Source organism: Dongia sp., from assembly GCF_041906375.1.
Lineage (GTDB): Bacteria > Pseudomonadota > Alphaproteobacteria > Dongiales > Dongiaceae > Dongia.
In genome coordinates this window covers 45268-59377 of the sequence record NZ_JAYRJJ010000007.1, presented here as the reverse complement: position 1 = coordinate 59377, position 14110 = coordinate 45268, and the positions used below count along the sequence as shown (strand labels likewise).

The window sequence follows — 14110 nt, the reverse complement described above, 5'->3', positions numbered from 1 at the left end:
GGTGCCGCAACCGGCGCCTTGGCCTTTTTATCGTTTTCAGGCAGAGGCTTACCCTTGCCGACCGGGGCCTTCACCGCAGCCGCCTTGGGAGCCGGAGTGGGTGCCGTCTTGGTGGCGGCCTTTACCAATGGCCGCTTCGCCTGCGTCTTGCCCGCCATGTATCCCCCTGAACCAATGTTGCGTGAAATCTAGACGAGGTTGAGCGGAATGGGCAACAGGGGTGTCCGAAAGGGCTCGGGAAGGGGTCTATCTGGGCCCAGAATCGACCGGCAGGATGACGGTAACCTCGGTTCCGTGGTGCGGGCGGCTGGCGACGCGCAGCTCTCCGCCATGTAATTCGACCAGATTCTTGACCAGAGCGAGGCCCAGCCCGGTACCGCGATGGGTGTGGGCGATCGAGCTGTCGATCTGGCTGAAGGGGTCGAGGGCGCGGGCGATTTCGTCGGCGTTCATGCCGATGCCGGTATCGGAAACGGTGATGGCGCTGGTGCCGTCGGGGAAGCTTCCGATGGCGAGAGTCACCTTGCCGCCGGCCGGGGTGAACTTCACGGCATTGGAGAGCAGGTTGATGATGACCTGTTTGACGGCCCGCTCGTCGCCATAGACCGGGCCGACACCGTCGTCGATATCGGTGAGGAGCGCCACGGCGGATTCCCGCGCCATGCCGGAGATGAGGCGGATGCTGGTCTCGGCGAGCTCGCGCGCCTCGATCTGCGTCGGCCGGAGCTCCATCTTGCCAGCCTCGATCTTCGAGATGTCGAGGATGTCGTTGATGAGGTCGAGCAGCAGGCGGCCGCTTTCATGGATAAGTTCGGCATAGTCGCCATAGCGCCCGGGCTGCACCGCGCCGAACGTGCCGCGGCGGGTAACGTCGGAAAAGCCGATGATGGCGTTCAACGGCGTGCGCAGTTCGTGGCTCATATGGGCAAGGAATTGCGACTTGGCGCGATTGGCACTTTCGGCGGCGTGATGCGCCTCCCGGAGCTGCCTGGCCTGGGCCTCGAGCTTGGCGCGGCTGGCCTCCAGTTCCGCCTGATATTCCTTCGATTCCGTGACGTCGATCTCGGAGACCAGCCAGGCGGGCGCTCCCGTCGCTGCGTCCGAACAGGCGCGCGCGGTAATTTCGTGCCAGCGCAGGCCATGCGCCGTCCGCACGCGGGCAACGATGCGCGCCTCGCCCTGTTCGCCCAGCCCCACGACGAGGCGGGCATGATCGTCGATGTCGACAAGCCGCTCCAACAGGGGCGCCGTACCGTCCGCCCCAAGCGGCAAGGCGGCGCTGCGCGCGGCGGGATTGCTATAGAGGATATGCCCGTCGAGATCGTAGAGCGTGATCATGACGGAGCTGTGCAGCAACGCCTCGGCGCTGCGGAGCGCTTCCGGCGTGTCGTTATATTCGGCAAGACCCTCGCAGAACATGGCCATGCGCCCGTCCTGCAGACGGATGCCGCTGAAAAGGCAGCGCAGCGACCGGGGCTTGCCTTGCGGGTAGAGCGTCCACACTTCGGAAAAAGTGGCGCCGCTGTCGATGAAATCTTCCTGATATTGCCGGAGGCGCGCCGCCACTGCCGGCGACATGTCGCTGGCGAGGTTGCGGGCATAGAGCGCCTCGATGCTGTCGGCGCGCCAGACCCGCAACGCGGCGGGATTGGCCCAGATGACGCGGGCAAGATCGATGTCGAACACCCAGAGCGCCGTGCGCAGCCGGTCGGTCAGGGATGTGGAAAAGCCGTCCGGCAAGGCCGGCAGCGGCGGGATACCGCCCGATGTCACCTGCGCGCTGCTGCCGTCATCGCCCATGGATTTCCCCAAACCCCGAAGCTGGTTCCCCGGCGCGTCGAGGGATGCCGGGAACGGGGCAGAGAAAAGGCTGAGGAAGGCTCAACCGTCAAGGGATGATCGTGCGGCGGAACAAACTTTCCAGAGTCAGTCCTTGGAACTGTCAAAGAATTCCTTCACCCGGGCAAAGAAGCCTTCACTCTGGGGTGAGTGGTTGCCGTGCTTCTTGCCCTCGGCTTCGAACTGGGTGAGCAGTTCCTTTTGCTTCTTGCTGAGGTTGACCGGCGTTTCGACGGAAAGCTCGACATACATGTCGCCGCGCGATTGGCTGCGCAAGACCGACATGCCCTTGCCTTTGAGGCGGAATTGCTGGCCGGTCTGGGCGCCGTGGGGGACCGTGACCTTGGCCCGGCCGCCATCGACCGTGGGGATTTCGATATGGCCGCCCAGCGCCGCCGTGGTCAGGGCGATCGGCACACGGCAATGGATGTTGGCCCCGTCGCGCTCAAAGATGCGATGCGGCTTGATCGAGAGGAAGATGTAGAGGTCGCCCGCGGGGGCGCCCATCATGCCAGCCTCGCCTTCGCCGGCGAGGCGGATGCGTGTTCCTTCCTCGACGCCGGCCGGCACATTGACCTGCAGCGTCTTTTCCTTGGCGGTGCGGCCGGAGCCGTGACAGGTCTTGCACGGCTTTTCGATCACCTTGCCGGCGCCGCCGCAATGCTGGCAGCTGCGCTCGATGGTGAAGAAGCCCTGTGTCGCACGCACCTTGCCATGGCCGTGGCAGGCCGGGCAGGTGATGGGCTGGGCGCCCTTTTCGCCACCGGTACCGTGGCAGTCGTCGCATTGGATCGAGCTCGGCACGCGGATCGTGGTCTGCTTGCCGTGGAACGCTTCCTCAAGGGTGATTTCCATGTTGAAGCGGAGGTCGGACCCCCGCCCGCGCCCCTGGCCGCCACCGCGGCGCCCCATGAAGTCGCCGAACATTTCGTCGAAGATATCGGCAAAGCCCGAGGCATCGAAACCGCCGCCGCCCCTGCCGCCACCGCCACCATGGCCGTTCTCGAAGGCGGCGTGACCGAAGCGGTCATAGGCTGCGCGCTTCTGCTCGTCCTTCAGCACGTCATAGGCTTCGTTCAATTCCTTGAACTTCGCCTCGGCTTCAGTATTGCCGGGATTGCGGTCCGGGTGGAATTCCATCGCCTTCTTACGAAAGGCCTTTTTGAGGGCGTCGGCATCGGCACCCTTTTCAACGCCGAGCGTTTCGTAATAGTCGCGCTTCATGCTGCAATCGTCTGTACAGGGTTCATTTGGACAAAGGGAGAGGTCGGAACCGGTATCTTGCGGATACGGGCGCCGACCTCTCTATCTACCACGCGTCTTCTTATAACGCGCTAAGCGATTAGGCGCTCTTGCCCTTGCGGTCGTCGACTTCCTCGAAATCGGCGTCGACCACCTTTTCGTCATTGGCGGAAGCACCGGCACCCGGGGCTTCGCCGGCATCGGCACCCGGCGCGCCGCCTTCGGCGGCCTGGGCCTTGTAGAGCGCTTCGCCAACCTTCATCAGGGCCTGCGTCAGGGCCTGGGTCTTGGCTTCGATGGCTTCGATATCCTCACCATCCTTGACCGCCTTGAGATCGGCGGCCGCCGTTTCGACCAGGGCCTTGTCCTCGGCAGAGACCTTGTCGCCGGCGTCCTTGACCTGCTTCTCGGCATTGTGCACGAGGGCATCGGCCTGGTTGCGGGCTTCCACGAGCTTCTTTCGCTTCTCGTCGTCGGCCTTATGGGCCTCGGCGTCCTTGACCATCTTTTCGATGTCGGTATCGGAAAGACCGCCCGAGGCCTGGATGCGGATCTGCTGCTCCTTGCCGGTGGCTTTGTCCTTGGCCGAGACGTTGACGATGCCGTTGGCGTCGATGTCGAAGGTGACTTCGATCTGCGGCACACCGCGCGGCGCGGCGGGCAGGCCGACGAGATCGAACTGGCCGAGGATCTTGTTGTCCGCAGCCATTTCACGTTCGCCCTGGAAGACGCGGATGGTGACCGCGGTCTGGCCGTCCTCGGCCGTCGAGAACACCTGGGACTTCTTGGTGGGGATCGTCGTGTTGCGGTCGATGAGGCGGGTGAAGACGCCGCCCAGCGTCTCAATGCCCAGCGACAGCGGGGTCACGTCGAGCAGCAGCACGTCCTTCACTTCGCCCTTCAGCACCGCGCCCTGGATGGCGGCACCGATGGCGACGACTTCGTCCGGGTTCACGGAACGATTGGGTTCCTTACCGAAGAACTCCTTCACCTTTTCCATGATCTTGGGCATGCGGGTCATGCCGCCCACCAGGATCACTTCCTGGATGTCGGACGACTTCAGGCCCGCATCCTTCAAGGCCTTCCGGCACGGCTCCATGGTGCGCTCGATGAGGTCGTCAACGAGGGCTTCGAGCTTGGCGCGGGTCAGCTTGATGATGAGATGCTTCGGTCCGGTCTGGTCAGCCGTGATGAAGGGCAGGTTGACCTCGGTCTGCATGGCGGAGGAGAGCTCGATCTTGGCCTTCTCCGCAGCTTCCTTGAGGCGCTGCAGGGCCAGCTTGTCCTTCTTGAGGTCGATGCCGTTCTCTTTTTTGAACTCTTCGGCGAGGTAATCGATGATGCGGGCGTCGAAGTCTTCACCGCCGAGGAAGGTGTCGCCGTTGGTCGACTTCACCTCGAACACGCCGTCGCCGATTTCAAGCACCGAGACGTCGAACGTGCCGCCGCCAAGGTCATAGACCGCGATGACGCCGCCATTCTTCTTGTCCATGCCATAGGCCAAAGCGGCGGCCGTCGGCTCGTTGATGATGCGCAGCACTTCGAGACCGGCGATGCGGCCGGCATCCTTGGTGGCTTGGCGCTGGCTGTCGTTGAAGTAAGCGGGCACGGTGATGACGGCCTGCGTCACCTTTTCGCCGAGATAGGCTTCGGCCGTTTCCTTCATCTTGCCGAGGATGAAGGCCGAGATCTGGCTGGGGCTGTAATTCTTGCCCTGCGCATTGACCCAGGCATCGCCATTGTCGCCGGAAACGATCTTGTAGGGGACGAGGTCGATGTCTTTCTTGGTGGTCGAATCGTCGAAGCGGCGGCCGATCAGGCGCTTGATCGCGAAGAGGGTGTTTTCCGGATTGGTCACGGCCTGGCGCTTGGAAGCCTGGCCGACGAGGCGTTCGCCGGATTCAGTGAAGGCGACCATCGACGGGGTGGTGCGGGCACCTTCCGAGTTCTCGATGACCTTGACGTCCTTGCCTTCCATGACGGCGACGCAGGAGTTGGTCGTGCCGAGATCGATGCCGATAACTTTAGCCATGGCGTTCATCCTTTCTTGCGGCAAATCCCGCTCCTGGGCCTTCCATGATGAAGCACCCTTCCGGGGATCCCCGACTTCGCAGCAACAGTGATCAGAATATGCCAAAGTGCTGGGCAAGTGGGCCCTACCAGCCCTTAGGCATTGGTTTCGAGGGGATATATAGGCGGTTCCCTAGGGTGCGCAAGGTCGCGCTGCGGGGAATCTTAACGATTATGGCGGGCTGTCGGCTTAACCGACGATTTTAGTCAACTACCCGCATCTGACAGAGGGGGTCGAATCGGCTAGTATTAACAGATGAGGATGTCGGCGGCTTGGCGCTTTACCCACCTGCCGCCCATTCGATCCAGGGGAAGAGATGCGCTGAAATGACCGCCAATGAGCCGTCCCTGCACACCGCCGCCCGACCGGCCATCGATCCGGCCATCGATGACGAGGGAGAGGCTGGAGCAGCCGGGAACATGCCGGCGGCCAAAACCCCGATCGTCACCAAGCTGACCACCCCGCTCGGCAAGGCGCAGCGCAATAATTGGCTGGTCATGGCGCTGCTGGGGCTCGACGTCGTCCTGGGCGCCACGTTCGGGCTGGTCGGCCATTTCGGCCTGGAAAGCAGCAGCATCAGCCTGGCTGGCGCCGTCATGGCGACGATCGGCCTGGTCCTGATGGTCTGCTTTCAGCTTTTCGGCCGGGAAAAGTAAGCCGGGGCCCCGCTAGGTCAGGGCCGAGTTGAAGTCCGGCAGGCCGAGACCGGCCGCCGCATCGCGGCGTGATCCCGCGGCGGACACCCGGGCGGCCAAACCGCCGCCCCGTGCCAACTGGTCGCGCAAGGCGCCGGCCCGCTTTTGCGCCAGCAGCGCCAGGATGCGCGCGGCGACCATGTCGAGTTCCTGGACCACCAGCTGGGCCATATCCGTCCGCGGCGCCAGCGCATCGCTGAGCCGCGCCACATGCCGTTCGCGCAGCAGGCTGCTCATGATGGTCGGCACATAGCGGGTCGGCTGGGCCCTGGCCCGGCGCACCTCTGCCTCGAACCAGCGGTCGAGCATATCCGCCGGCTGACCGCGCACCAGGCGCTGGTTGCGCCGGCGCCCGACCCAATGGGCCAGCGGCCAGCTCGGCTCCCAAAGCGGGCGCGGCCGCTTCACCGGCAGCTCAAAGAGCCGCACCTGGCGGCCGGTGAGGCAGGCATCCGCCACCATCGACACGCTGTCGCTGGTGACGATGAAGGAATCGCAGCGCGCGAGCAGGGCCGGATAGGGATTGCGGTCGCCCGCACCGGGCTCGAACGGGAACAGGCGATGCGGCGCCGGCAGGGCAGCCTGGAGATGTGCCACCACCTCGGCCGGCGTGCGCGGGGAAGTCGCGACCAAAAGCGTCCCACGGCACCGGTCGGCAAAGGCCAGCGCTTCGGCGGCCAGTCTTTCGCCGTCCCTGGCGCCGAATTGGATCGGATTGGAGGGGCCGCCGACCAGCACGCCGATGACTGGCCCGGCATCTATGGACCCGGCATTCGTGGGCCCGGCATTCGTGGGCCCTTTGATGCTGTCGAAAAGCGGCGCAAAGGCCGTGGCGGCCGCCGCCAGGACGTCAGGCCTGCGCGCGGTGATCGGCAAGCTGAGATGGAGCGCGTTGGCCGCACCGGGCAAGCCATATTGCGCCGTCGTCACCAGCAGATCGACGGTATCGTAGGGGTCCTGGAACCGGCCGAGCTGGATGTGGATGGCATAGGGCGCGTTCTGCGTCTTGACCCAGCGCGCCACGGGACCGGACCGGCGCCCGATGGCAATGACGACATCGGGCCAGGGATCGTCGAGCGTCGCGTTGATGGAATCGCTTTCGGCCAGATTGACGTGGTCGATGCCCCGCGCGGGGTCGCGGTTTGGTCGATGGCCGCTGTGGAATTTCAGCTGCTTGACGACGGTACGCCAGCCAAAGCGCACTTCAAGGGCCGCGCCGAGGGCCAGAACCTGCATGTTGTCGCCCAGGCGCTGGCCCTGCAGCAGCCACACCACCGCATTCGCGCGCGGCTGGCTGCTGTCCAGACCCGCAATGGGAACAGGCTGCGATGTTGGCGAAGTGAATTCCCTGGTCATCTGTCGGCTCGATCTGGTCCCGGTGGTGTTGATAGCCGGAACCTAGCCGAGCGTCGATGACAAGTTGATAACGGTGGAATGACAGGGAGGAGTCAGTGGCGCCGCGAGCGGACAGGTTGGCGTCAGTTTGCCGAACCCGCGCGGTGCAACGCTTCAGGCGACGGCCAGGAAATCGCGCCGGCGCGCCAGCAGTTCCGAGGGGCGTTCGCCGAAATTGCGCTGGAACTCCTTGGCAAAGCGGCTGAGATCGCCAAAGCCGCAACTGAAGGCCACTTCGGTGACCGTGGTCGATTCCTGCGGGTGTGACAACAGGCGATGGGCCTGCTGCAGGCGCAGGCGGCGCGCGAATTCCAGCGGCGAACAGCCGCGATTCTGCTTGAAGGTGCGGAACAGGCTGCGCACCGACGTGCTGGCGGCAGCCGCCAGATCTTCGATGGTGATGGGCTGGTTCCAATTGGCTTCGATATAGGCCTCCGCCTCACGCACCTGCCGGGGAGCGACCCGCGGCGCCGGCGTGTCGAGGAGGGCACGGCCCTCGAGCGTGCCGCTCATCAGCAGGCTGGTGATGAAGGCCTGCTCCAGCTCGACCAGAAAAGTGCGCGACGCCAGCGGGTCGATGCTGTCGGCAGCCTGTATCAGGCAATGCAGTATCTGCTGCAAGGCGACGGTCTGCGGCGCGGCGAGATCGAGCGAGGCTTCGACATCGATGCTGCGAACCGCGGGACTGCCGGTGAGGCTGGCCAGTTTCTGTGCCACTCTTTCCTTGGGACTGCGCCAGCAGATCTGTTCGAAACCGGCATCGAACTGGACCTCGGTGGCGCGGCTGGAGAGATGTGCCACGCCCTGCGTCACCGCGGCGGCATGCCGGCCGGTGCAAAGGGCGCCGCTGCCGCCATGCCACAGGCGCAGGCGCAGCATGTCGTCATCGGGATAGCCGACAGTAATGCTCGTATTGGAACGGCTGAACCACAATTCGCTGAGCGGCAGGAAACAATGATTGCCGAAAGCTTCGAAGCCGTGACCGCCACTGCCGACATTGACCAGGCGCGCGCCGTTTATCGGATTGAGCGAGGCTTCGAGCGCCTCGATGCTGCTGACATCGAAGAGGCGGTGCGCCTTGAGCGGTTCCAGGTTCGTCGTCATGACTCGCAGTTCCGATCAGGCAAGATAAATCCGGCGGCGTCGGCTGGCCAGCATTTCAGAAGGGCGCTGCCCGAAGGCACGCTGGAATTCCTTGGCGAAGCGGCCGAGATCGCCAAACCCGCAGGCGAAAGCGACATCCGTAACTGTCGTTGCGCCCTCGGCGTTCTCCAGCATCCTTCTGGCGTGTTGGAGGCGCAAATCCCGCGCGAATTCCATCGGGCTGCAGCCGCGCGCTTCCTTGAAGCTGCGGAACAGGCTGCGCGCTGAACTGCCGGTGGCGGCGACCAGATCCTCGATGGTGATCGCCTGGTCCCAATTGGCTTCGATATGCGCTTCGGCACGGCTGACCTGCGCGGCGCCGGCACGCACCGGCGTGGCTTCAAGCAGACTGCGGCCGCTGTGATCGGCGGTCGCGAGGAAGGCGCTGATGAGCGCCTGTTCCAGTTCGCGCACGACCAGCTGCGAGGCGGGCATGGTTCCGGCTTCGATCGTCTGGCGCAGGCAATTGACGATCTGCTGCAGCATGGCGCCCTTGGGTGACGTGAGATCGAGCGCCGGGGCGAAGTCGAGGGCATAGGCGACCGGCCGACCGGTCATCAGGGCCAGGCGCTGTTCCAGTTTGCCCTTGGGCACGCGCCAGACCAATTGCTCGAAATCCGGCGCAAAATCGATCTCGACCTCGGCGCGCGAAATGCAGGCTTGCGTCGGCGTCACCGCGGCCAGACTGCCCTTTTGCCAAGTGCCGCCGACACCCCGATGCTGCAGTTGCAGGCGCAGATAATCCCCGTCCGGAAACTTGACCGAAAGCGGCATGCCGTAGGCGCAATACCAGAACTCGCTGTTCTCCAGCCGCTTGGCATTGGCGACGGCTTCGATATGGCTGCCATCGACCGGCATCCGCGCAATCCTGGCGCCGAGTTGCGCTTCAAGAATTCCGGAGAGCTGGTCAAAGTTCGACACGGCAAAAGCCGGGAAGGCACCTAGCGGTCTTTTGCGGGCTCCAGGAGCGGGCGACATGGGAACTTCCTCGTTGCGCGATCGCCAGCGACTCTGCGCTTTCAATCTTTAACAAAGGTTAAGTATGCGCGCGAGGACGGCCCCGATCTAAGCTCTCTTTGGTATTATACTTTCGGGTAAACATTGCTGCCGCATTGTTTAGTGAAGGGAACATCGTCTTAATTCTTTCCGTTTCGCCGTTGCTCACAAGAAGAAATGACTAAGTGCCGGCATGGGCCGCAGTGATTTGGCCCCGGATGACGATGCTTCCGACGCGATAAGGATGCGGCCGGTCAGCTTGTGGCAGTTTTCGCGCAAGGCTGGCACTCCGCGCGGAGCGCCGGCAGCTGCAACCCCCTAAATTCCACCCATCAGCACCGGGCCCATGTCATGTCCGGTTGCGCGAAACGCGACATACAGCAAGAGGGCGCAAACATGGGTTTCTTCGGAACGTCCGGCGACGCGGCGGACAAATTGGCGGCGTTGGACAAGTCGCAGGCGATCATCGAATTCAAGATGGATGGCACGATCATCACGGCCAACGCGAACTTCCTCAATGCGCTTGGCTATTCACTGGATGAAGTCAAAGGCCGCCACCACAGCATGTTTGTGGAACCGGCCTACAAGGACAGCAGCGACTATCGCGATTTCTGGGCCAGGTTGAATCGTGGCGAGTTCCAGGCGGCGCAGTACAAGCGAATCGGCAAAGGCGGCAAGGAGGTATGGATCGAGGCATCCTACAACCCGCTGCTGCGCGGCGGCAAACCCTACAAGGTCGTCAAATACGCCACCGACATCACGCGCCAGCGCACGGAATACGCCGAATTGCTGGGCAAGGTCGACGCCATCGGCCGCTCTCAGGCCGTCATCGAATTTGAACTCGACGGGACGATCATCACGGCCAACGAGAACTTCCTGAAGACGCTGGGCTATACGCTCAACGAGATCAAGGGGCGGCATCACAGCATGTTTGTCGAGCCAGCCTTTAAGGACAGCAGCGACTATCGCCTGTTCTGGGAAAAGCTGCGCAAGGGCGAATTCCAGGCCGCGCAGTACAAGCGAATCGGCAAGGGCGGCAAAGAAGTCTGGATCGAGGCATCCTACAATCCCATCATGGACGCAAATGGCCGGCCGGTGAAAGTGGTGAAGTTCGCCACCGACCTGACGCCGCGCAAAGAGCAGAATATGGCTCTGGCCAAGGATTTCGAAGACAGCGTCAAGTCGATGGTGCAGAGCCTGGCATCGTCCGCGCAGACCATGCAGGGAACGGCGCAGACCCTCGCTGCCTCTTCCGAGCAGACCAGCCAGCAATCTTCGACCGTCTCGGCAGCGACCGAGGAACTTTCAGCTTCGGTCAATGAGATCGCCCGCCAGCTTGCGGAATCTAACAATGTTGTGAGTGTCGCCGTCGAAGAGGCGGAAAAGTCGGAGCGCATGGTCAATGATCTCGTTTCGGCCGCGCAGAAAATTGGCGAAGTCACGCGCATCATTTCCGAGATCGCCAGCCAGACCAATCTCCTGGCTTTGAACGCCACCATCGAGGCCGCCCGCGCCGGCGAAGCCGGCAAGGGTTTCGCGGTGGTTGCTTCCGAGGTCAAGTCATTGGCCACGCAGACAGCCAAAGCGACGGAAGAAATCGATCTGCACATCAAGGGGATTCAGGAATCGAGCTCGACGACGGCCGACGCAATCCGCCAGATCGGCAATATCATCAATCAGGTCAGCGGCATCAGCACGTCCATTTCGGGCGCGGTCGAAGAACAATCCGCGGCAACCAAGGAAGTATCGCAGAACATCAGTGGCGTGACGATTGCGGCGCAAGAATCCGGACAGGCTTCCGCCTCGGTGCTTGACGGTGCGCAGTCTCTTTCCACGCAGGCTGCGGACCTGGAACAGCGGGTGGATCGGTTCCTCGCCAACGTCCGCGCAATGTAGGCAAGGACATATCCCACCGACAAGGATGCTCGCCCAGAAACAACAGCGGGCAATCCGGGACCGCCATAGTCAAGGATAGACATCGTGACCAAATCTCAAATCGACATCGGCGTGTTGAGCCGTATCGAACACACAACGCGGCGCGCGCGGGATACCGTGCAGGATTCCTTCAGCCAGCTGCAGGACTGCCTGTTCAGCGGCGGCAACGACTATCCGGACGAAGCCGAGCTCGATCGCAGTCAGGTTCTGCATTCGGTGGCCGAAGCTGTGGGTGACCTCACCCGTCGTGTGCTAGAGGATCTGCGCATCATGTGCGAGATCACCGTGACCAACGGCGCGCTGACCAGCCCGGCGCATGTGGCGCTCGCGGCGACGCTCGGCGCCATTCCGACCCGGTCGGGTCGCGGACCGGTCATCGACTTGCGCCAGCAGCGCATGATGCGGCTGCCGCTCAACGAGGCGCTGCAGATCCTGCTCGGCAATCTCGACGAGATGTGCAACGAGATCGAGGATCTCATCGCCGCGGTGGCGTTCAAGCCGACTGCGGTGTCGAGCGGGCGCGCGGTGCGCCAATGACCGTCCTGCCCAGTGCCGTGGGCATCGACACGCTGGTGCGCTTGCGGGCCACGGCCGGGCGCGCCATCGAAACGTCCCTCAACTCCTACCAGCGGCTGGTCATGCTCGCCAACGAGCCGGAAGATATCGTCCGCTACGAGCAATCGGCGGCCTACGCGGCTTCGGCTCGCCGGAGCTGGGCATTTGCCACCGTCTCCAACGAGGTGGCGCGGCTGACCGTCAGCATTGCCGAAGAACTTCTGTTTCTGTGCAATCTATCCATCACCGCCGGGGTGATGCGGGGCGATGTCCGGCAGAAGCTTGCCCGGATATTGGGCGAGGATGTGCCACACGCATGCCAGCCCGTGGATCTGCGCCAGCAGCGGATCCGCCGCATGGCACCGGTCGACGGGCTCAACCTCGTCATGGATAGCCTGGAATCCATGTGCGATCAGGTGGATGCGTTGGTCTTTTCGCTCGGCGCGAATGCCGGAGGCCGCGATTTCGTCCCTGGACACCTGTCCAACTGAACCGGCGAGGTTTCCGGCAACATCGCCGGTTCACCCAGGCAGCGACCGAACTCAGCCGCAACGGCTCTGCCCTGCGGAGCGAAGTCGACGGCTTGCTGCGAACCGTGCGTGGCAGGCAGGTCCCTTTAGAAAATGGCAGCGTAAATCATATAATAGTGTGATTCTTTACGTGTAGCCTTATAATCCAAACGACTTATCCATTCGTAAAACTGTCATTGAAGAAACATGCAGTGGGAATGGACAATGAAATTTCCTTGGTTCCGTAGCGACAGCGCCGCCAAGCTGAGGGCGCTCGACAAGTCCCAGGCGATCATCGAATTCAAGATGGATGGCACCATCCTGACCGCCAACAGCAATTTCCTCAAGGCGATGGGCTATACCTTGGCCGAGATCCAGGGCAAGCATCACAGCATGTTCGTCGACCCGGCATTCCGGGAGAGCGCGGAATACCGTGACTTCTGGGCTCGGCTGAACCGCGGCGAATTGCAATCGGCGCAATACAAGCGCCTCGGCAAGGGCGGCAAGGAGGTCTGGATCGAGGCCTCCTACAACCCGTTGCTCGACGGCAGAGGCAGGCCCTTCAAAGTCGTCAAATATGCGACCGACGTCTCGGCGCAAAAAGCTGTCTTTGCCGATCTCCAAGGCAAGGTGGAGGCGATCGGCCGCTCGCAGGCCGTCATCGAGTTCGACCTCGACGGCAACATTCTCACCGCGAACGATGCTTTTCTGAAGACGCTGGGCTACAGCCTGCCGGAAATACAGGGCAAGCATCACAGCATGTTCGTCGATCCGGCGGAGCGGCAGAGCGAAGCCTATCGCAGCTTCTGGGCCAATCTGCGCAAGGGGACATTCCAGTCGGGGCAGTTCAGGCGCATCGCCAAGGACGGGCATGGGGTTTGGATCGAGGCGACCTACAACCCGGTGATGGACCTCAACGGCCGGCCGTGGAAAGTGGTGAAATTCGCCATCGACCTCAGCAAGCGCAAGGCGGAAAACGCGGCCCTTGCCAATGAATTCGAGCAGGGCGTCAAAGCCATGGTGCAGACCGTCGCTCAATCCGCGCAGTCGATGGAATCGACGGCGCAATCCTTGGCCGCCGCGTCGGTGCAGACCAGCCAGCAATCGTCGACCGTTTCGGCCGCGACCGAAGAACTGGCGGCATCGGTCAATGAGATCGCCCGGCAGATCACCGAATCGACCCGCGTCGTCGGCATTGCCGTGAGCGAAGCGCGCAAGTCGGAATCGATGGTGACCAACCTGGTGAGCGCTGCCCAGAAGATCGGCGAGGTCACCCAGATCATCACCGACATCGCCAACCAGACCAACCTGCTGGCGCTCAACGCCACCATCGAAGCAGCACGCGCTGGCGAAGCCGGCAAGGGCTTTGCCGTGGTCGCATCGGAGGTGAAGAGTCTCGCCAACCAGACGGCGCGCGCCACCGAGGAAATCGACCAGCAGATCCGCAGCATCCAGGATTCCAGCCAAGCTACCGCAACCGGCATTCAACGGATCGGCGAGATCATCAGCCAAGTCAACGATATTAGCACGTCGATCGCGAGTGCCGTCGAGGAACAATCGGCGGCGACCCGTGAAGTCTCGGCCAATATCAGCGGCGTCACACAGGCCGCTGAGGCATCGGGCGAGTCCTCGACCACCGTGCTCACGGGTGCTCAATCCCTGGCGAGCCAGGCCGCCCGGCTCGAAGAAAAGGTCGACGAATTCTTGGTCAGCGTGCGCTCGATGTAGCG

At 62.9% G+C, this 14110-nt stretch carries 11 protein-coding genes; 5 read left to right on the top strand and 6 right to left on the bottom strand.

The features are described from left to right. Positions 1 to 246: 246 nt before the first annotated feature. From ACE3OA_RS19035 to dnaK, 3 genes are all read right to left on the bottom strand, one after another. Positions 247 to 1800: an ATP-binding protein gene (locus ACE3OA_RS19035; protein WP_374313709.1), complete on the bottom strand. Its 1554-nt coding sequence runs from the start codon at positions 1798 to 1800 to the stop codon at positions 247 to 249. A 126-nt stretch (positions 1801 to 1926) separates the two neighbouring features. After that, positions 1927 to 3063 carry a molecular chaperone DnaJ gene (gene dnaJ, locus ACE3OA_RS19030; protein ID WP_374313707.1) on the bottom strand — a complete coding sequence of 379 codons (1137 nt, stop codon included), beginning with the start codon at positions 3061 to 3063 and terminating at the stop codon, positions 1927 to 1929. A gap of 118 nt (positions 3064 to 3181) precedes the next feature. Further along, on the bottom strand, positions 3182 to 5113 hold the full coding sequence (gene dnaK, locus ACE3OA_RS19025; protein ID WP_374313705.1) for a molecular chaperone DnaK: 1932 nt from the start codon (positions 5111 to 5113) through the stop codon (positions 3182 to 3184). A gap of 365 nt (positions 5114 to 5478) precedes the next feature. Between dnaK and ACE3OA_RS19020 the strand changes: the two genes are divergently transcribed. Further along, positions 5479 to 5808, top strand: coding sequence for a hypothetical protein (locus ACE3OA_RS19020; protein WP_374313703.1), 330 nt, complete (start codon positions 5479 to 5481; stop codon positions 5806 to 5808). A gap of 12 nt (positions 5809 to 5820) precedes the next feature. Here the strand turns inward: ACE3OA_RS19020 and ACE3OA_RS19015 are convergent, their stop codons facing one another. From ACE3OA_RS19015 to ACE3OA_RS19005, 3 genes are all read right to left on the bottom strand, one after another. Beyond that, positions 5821 to 7203, bottom strand: a complete 1383-nt coding sequence (locus ACE3OA_RS19015) for an ELM1/GtrOC1 family putative glycosyltransferase (RefSeq protein WP_374313701.1) — start codon at positions 7201 to 7203, stop codon at positions 5821 to 5823. Positions 7204 to 7356: 153 nt separating this feature from the next. After that, the gene (locus tag ACE3OA_RS19010) at positions 7357 to 8346 is read right to left on the bottom strand and encodes a helix-turn-helix transcriptional regulator (RefSeq protein ID WP_374313699.1); all 990 of its coding nucleotides are present in this window, start codon (positions 8344 to 8346) and stop codon (positions 7357 to 7359) included. Between the two features lie 15 nt (positions 8347 to 8361). Next, positions 8362 to 9363, bottom strand: a complete 1002-nt coding sequence (locus ACE3OA_RS19005; protein WP_374313697.1) for an AraC family transcriptional regulator — start codon at positions 9361 to 9363, stop codon at positions 8362 to 8364. 414 nt (positions 9364 to 9777) lie between these two features. Here ACE3OA_RS19005 and ACE3OA_RS19000 point away from each other — a divergent pair, with 414 nt between their 5' ends. The 4 genes from ACE3OA_RS19000 to ACE3OA_RS18985 all read left to right on the top strand — a co-directional run bounded on the left by ACE3OA_RS19000 (position 9778) and on the right by ACE3OA_RS18985 (position 14108). Continuing rightward, complete coding sequence (locus ACE3OA_RS19000) at positions 9778 to 11277, top strand: PAS domain S-box protein (RefSeq protein WP_374313695.1); 1500 nt, start codon at positions 9778 to 9780, stop codon at positions 11275 to 11277. Between the two features lie 84 nt (positions 11278 to 11361). Then, positions 11362 to 11853 carry a hypothetical protein gene (locus ACE3OA_RS18995; protein WP_374313693.1) on the top strand — a complete coding sequence of 164 codons (492 nt, stop codon included), beginning with the start codon at positions 11362 to 11364 and terminating at the stop codon, positions 11851 to 11853. Next, a complete protein-coding gene (locus ACE3OA_RS18990) occupies positions 11850 to 12362 on the top strand; it encodes a hypothetical protein (protein WP_374313691.1) in 513 nt (170 codons plus the stop codon). The genes ACE3OA_RS18995 and ACE3OA_RS18990 overlap by 4 nt, the downstream gene beginning before the upstream one ends. Positions 12363 to 12605: 243 nt before the next feature. After that, positions 12606 to 14108 carry a PAS domain-containing protein gene (locus ACE3OA_RS18985; protein ID WP_374313689.1) on the top strand — a complete coding sequence of 501 codons (1503 nt, stop codon included), beginning with the start codon at positions 12606 to 12608 and terminating at the stop codon, positions 14106 to 14108. The last annotated feature ends 2 nt before the right edge of the window (positions 14109 to 14110 follow it).

What these genes read in the sequence shown, in the direction of transcription:
- ACE3OA_RS19035 (WP_374313709.1), bottom strand. Translation starts at nt 1,800, where the DNA reads ATGGGCGATGACGGCAGCAGCGCGCAGGTGACATCGGGCGGTATCCCG.
- dnaJ (WP_374313707.1), bottom strand. Translation starts at nt 3,063, where the DNA reads ATGAAGCGCGACTATTACGAAACGCTCGGCGTTGAAAAGGGTGCCGAT.
- dnaK (WP_374313705.1), bottom strand. Translation starts at nt 5,113, where the DNA reads ATGGCTAAAGTTATCGGCATCGATCTCGGCACGACCAACTCCTGCGTC.
- ACE3OA_RS19020 (WP_374313703.1), top strand. Translation starts at nt 5,479, where the DNA reads ATGACCGCCAATGAGCCGTCCCTGCACACCGCCGCCCGACCGGCCATC.
- ACE3OA_RS19015 (WP_374313701.1), bottom strand. Translation starts at nt 7,203, where the DNA reads ATGACCAGGGAATTCACTTCGCCAACATCGCAGCCTGTTCCCATTGCG.
- ACE3OA_RS19010 (WP_374313699.1), bottom strand. Translation starts at nt 8,346, where the DNA reads ATGACGACGAACCTGGAACCGCTCAAGGCGCACCGCCTCTTCGATGTC.
- ACE3OA_RS19005 (WP_374313697.1), bottom strand. Translation starts at nt 9,363, where the DNA reads ATGTCGCCCGCTCCTGGAGCCCGCAAAAGACCGCTAGGTGCCTTCCCG.
- ACE3OA_RS19000 (WP_374313695.1), top strand. Translation starts at nt 9,778, where the DNA reads ATGGGTTTCTTCGGAACGTCCGGCGACGCGGCGGACAAATTGGCGGCG.
- ACE3OA_RS18990 (WP_374313691.1), top strand. Translation starts at nt 11,850, where the DNA reads ATGACCGTCCTGCCCAGTGCCGTGGGCATCGACACGCTGGTGCGCTTG.
- ACE3OA_RS18985 (WP_374313689.1), top strand. Translation starts at nt 12,606, where the DNA reads ATGAAATTTCCTTGGTTCCGTAGCGACAGCGCCGCCAAGCTGAGGGCG.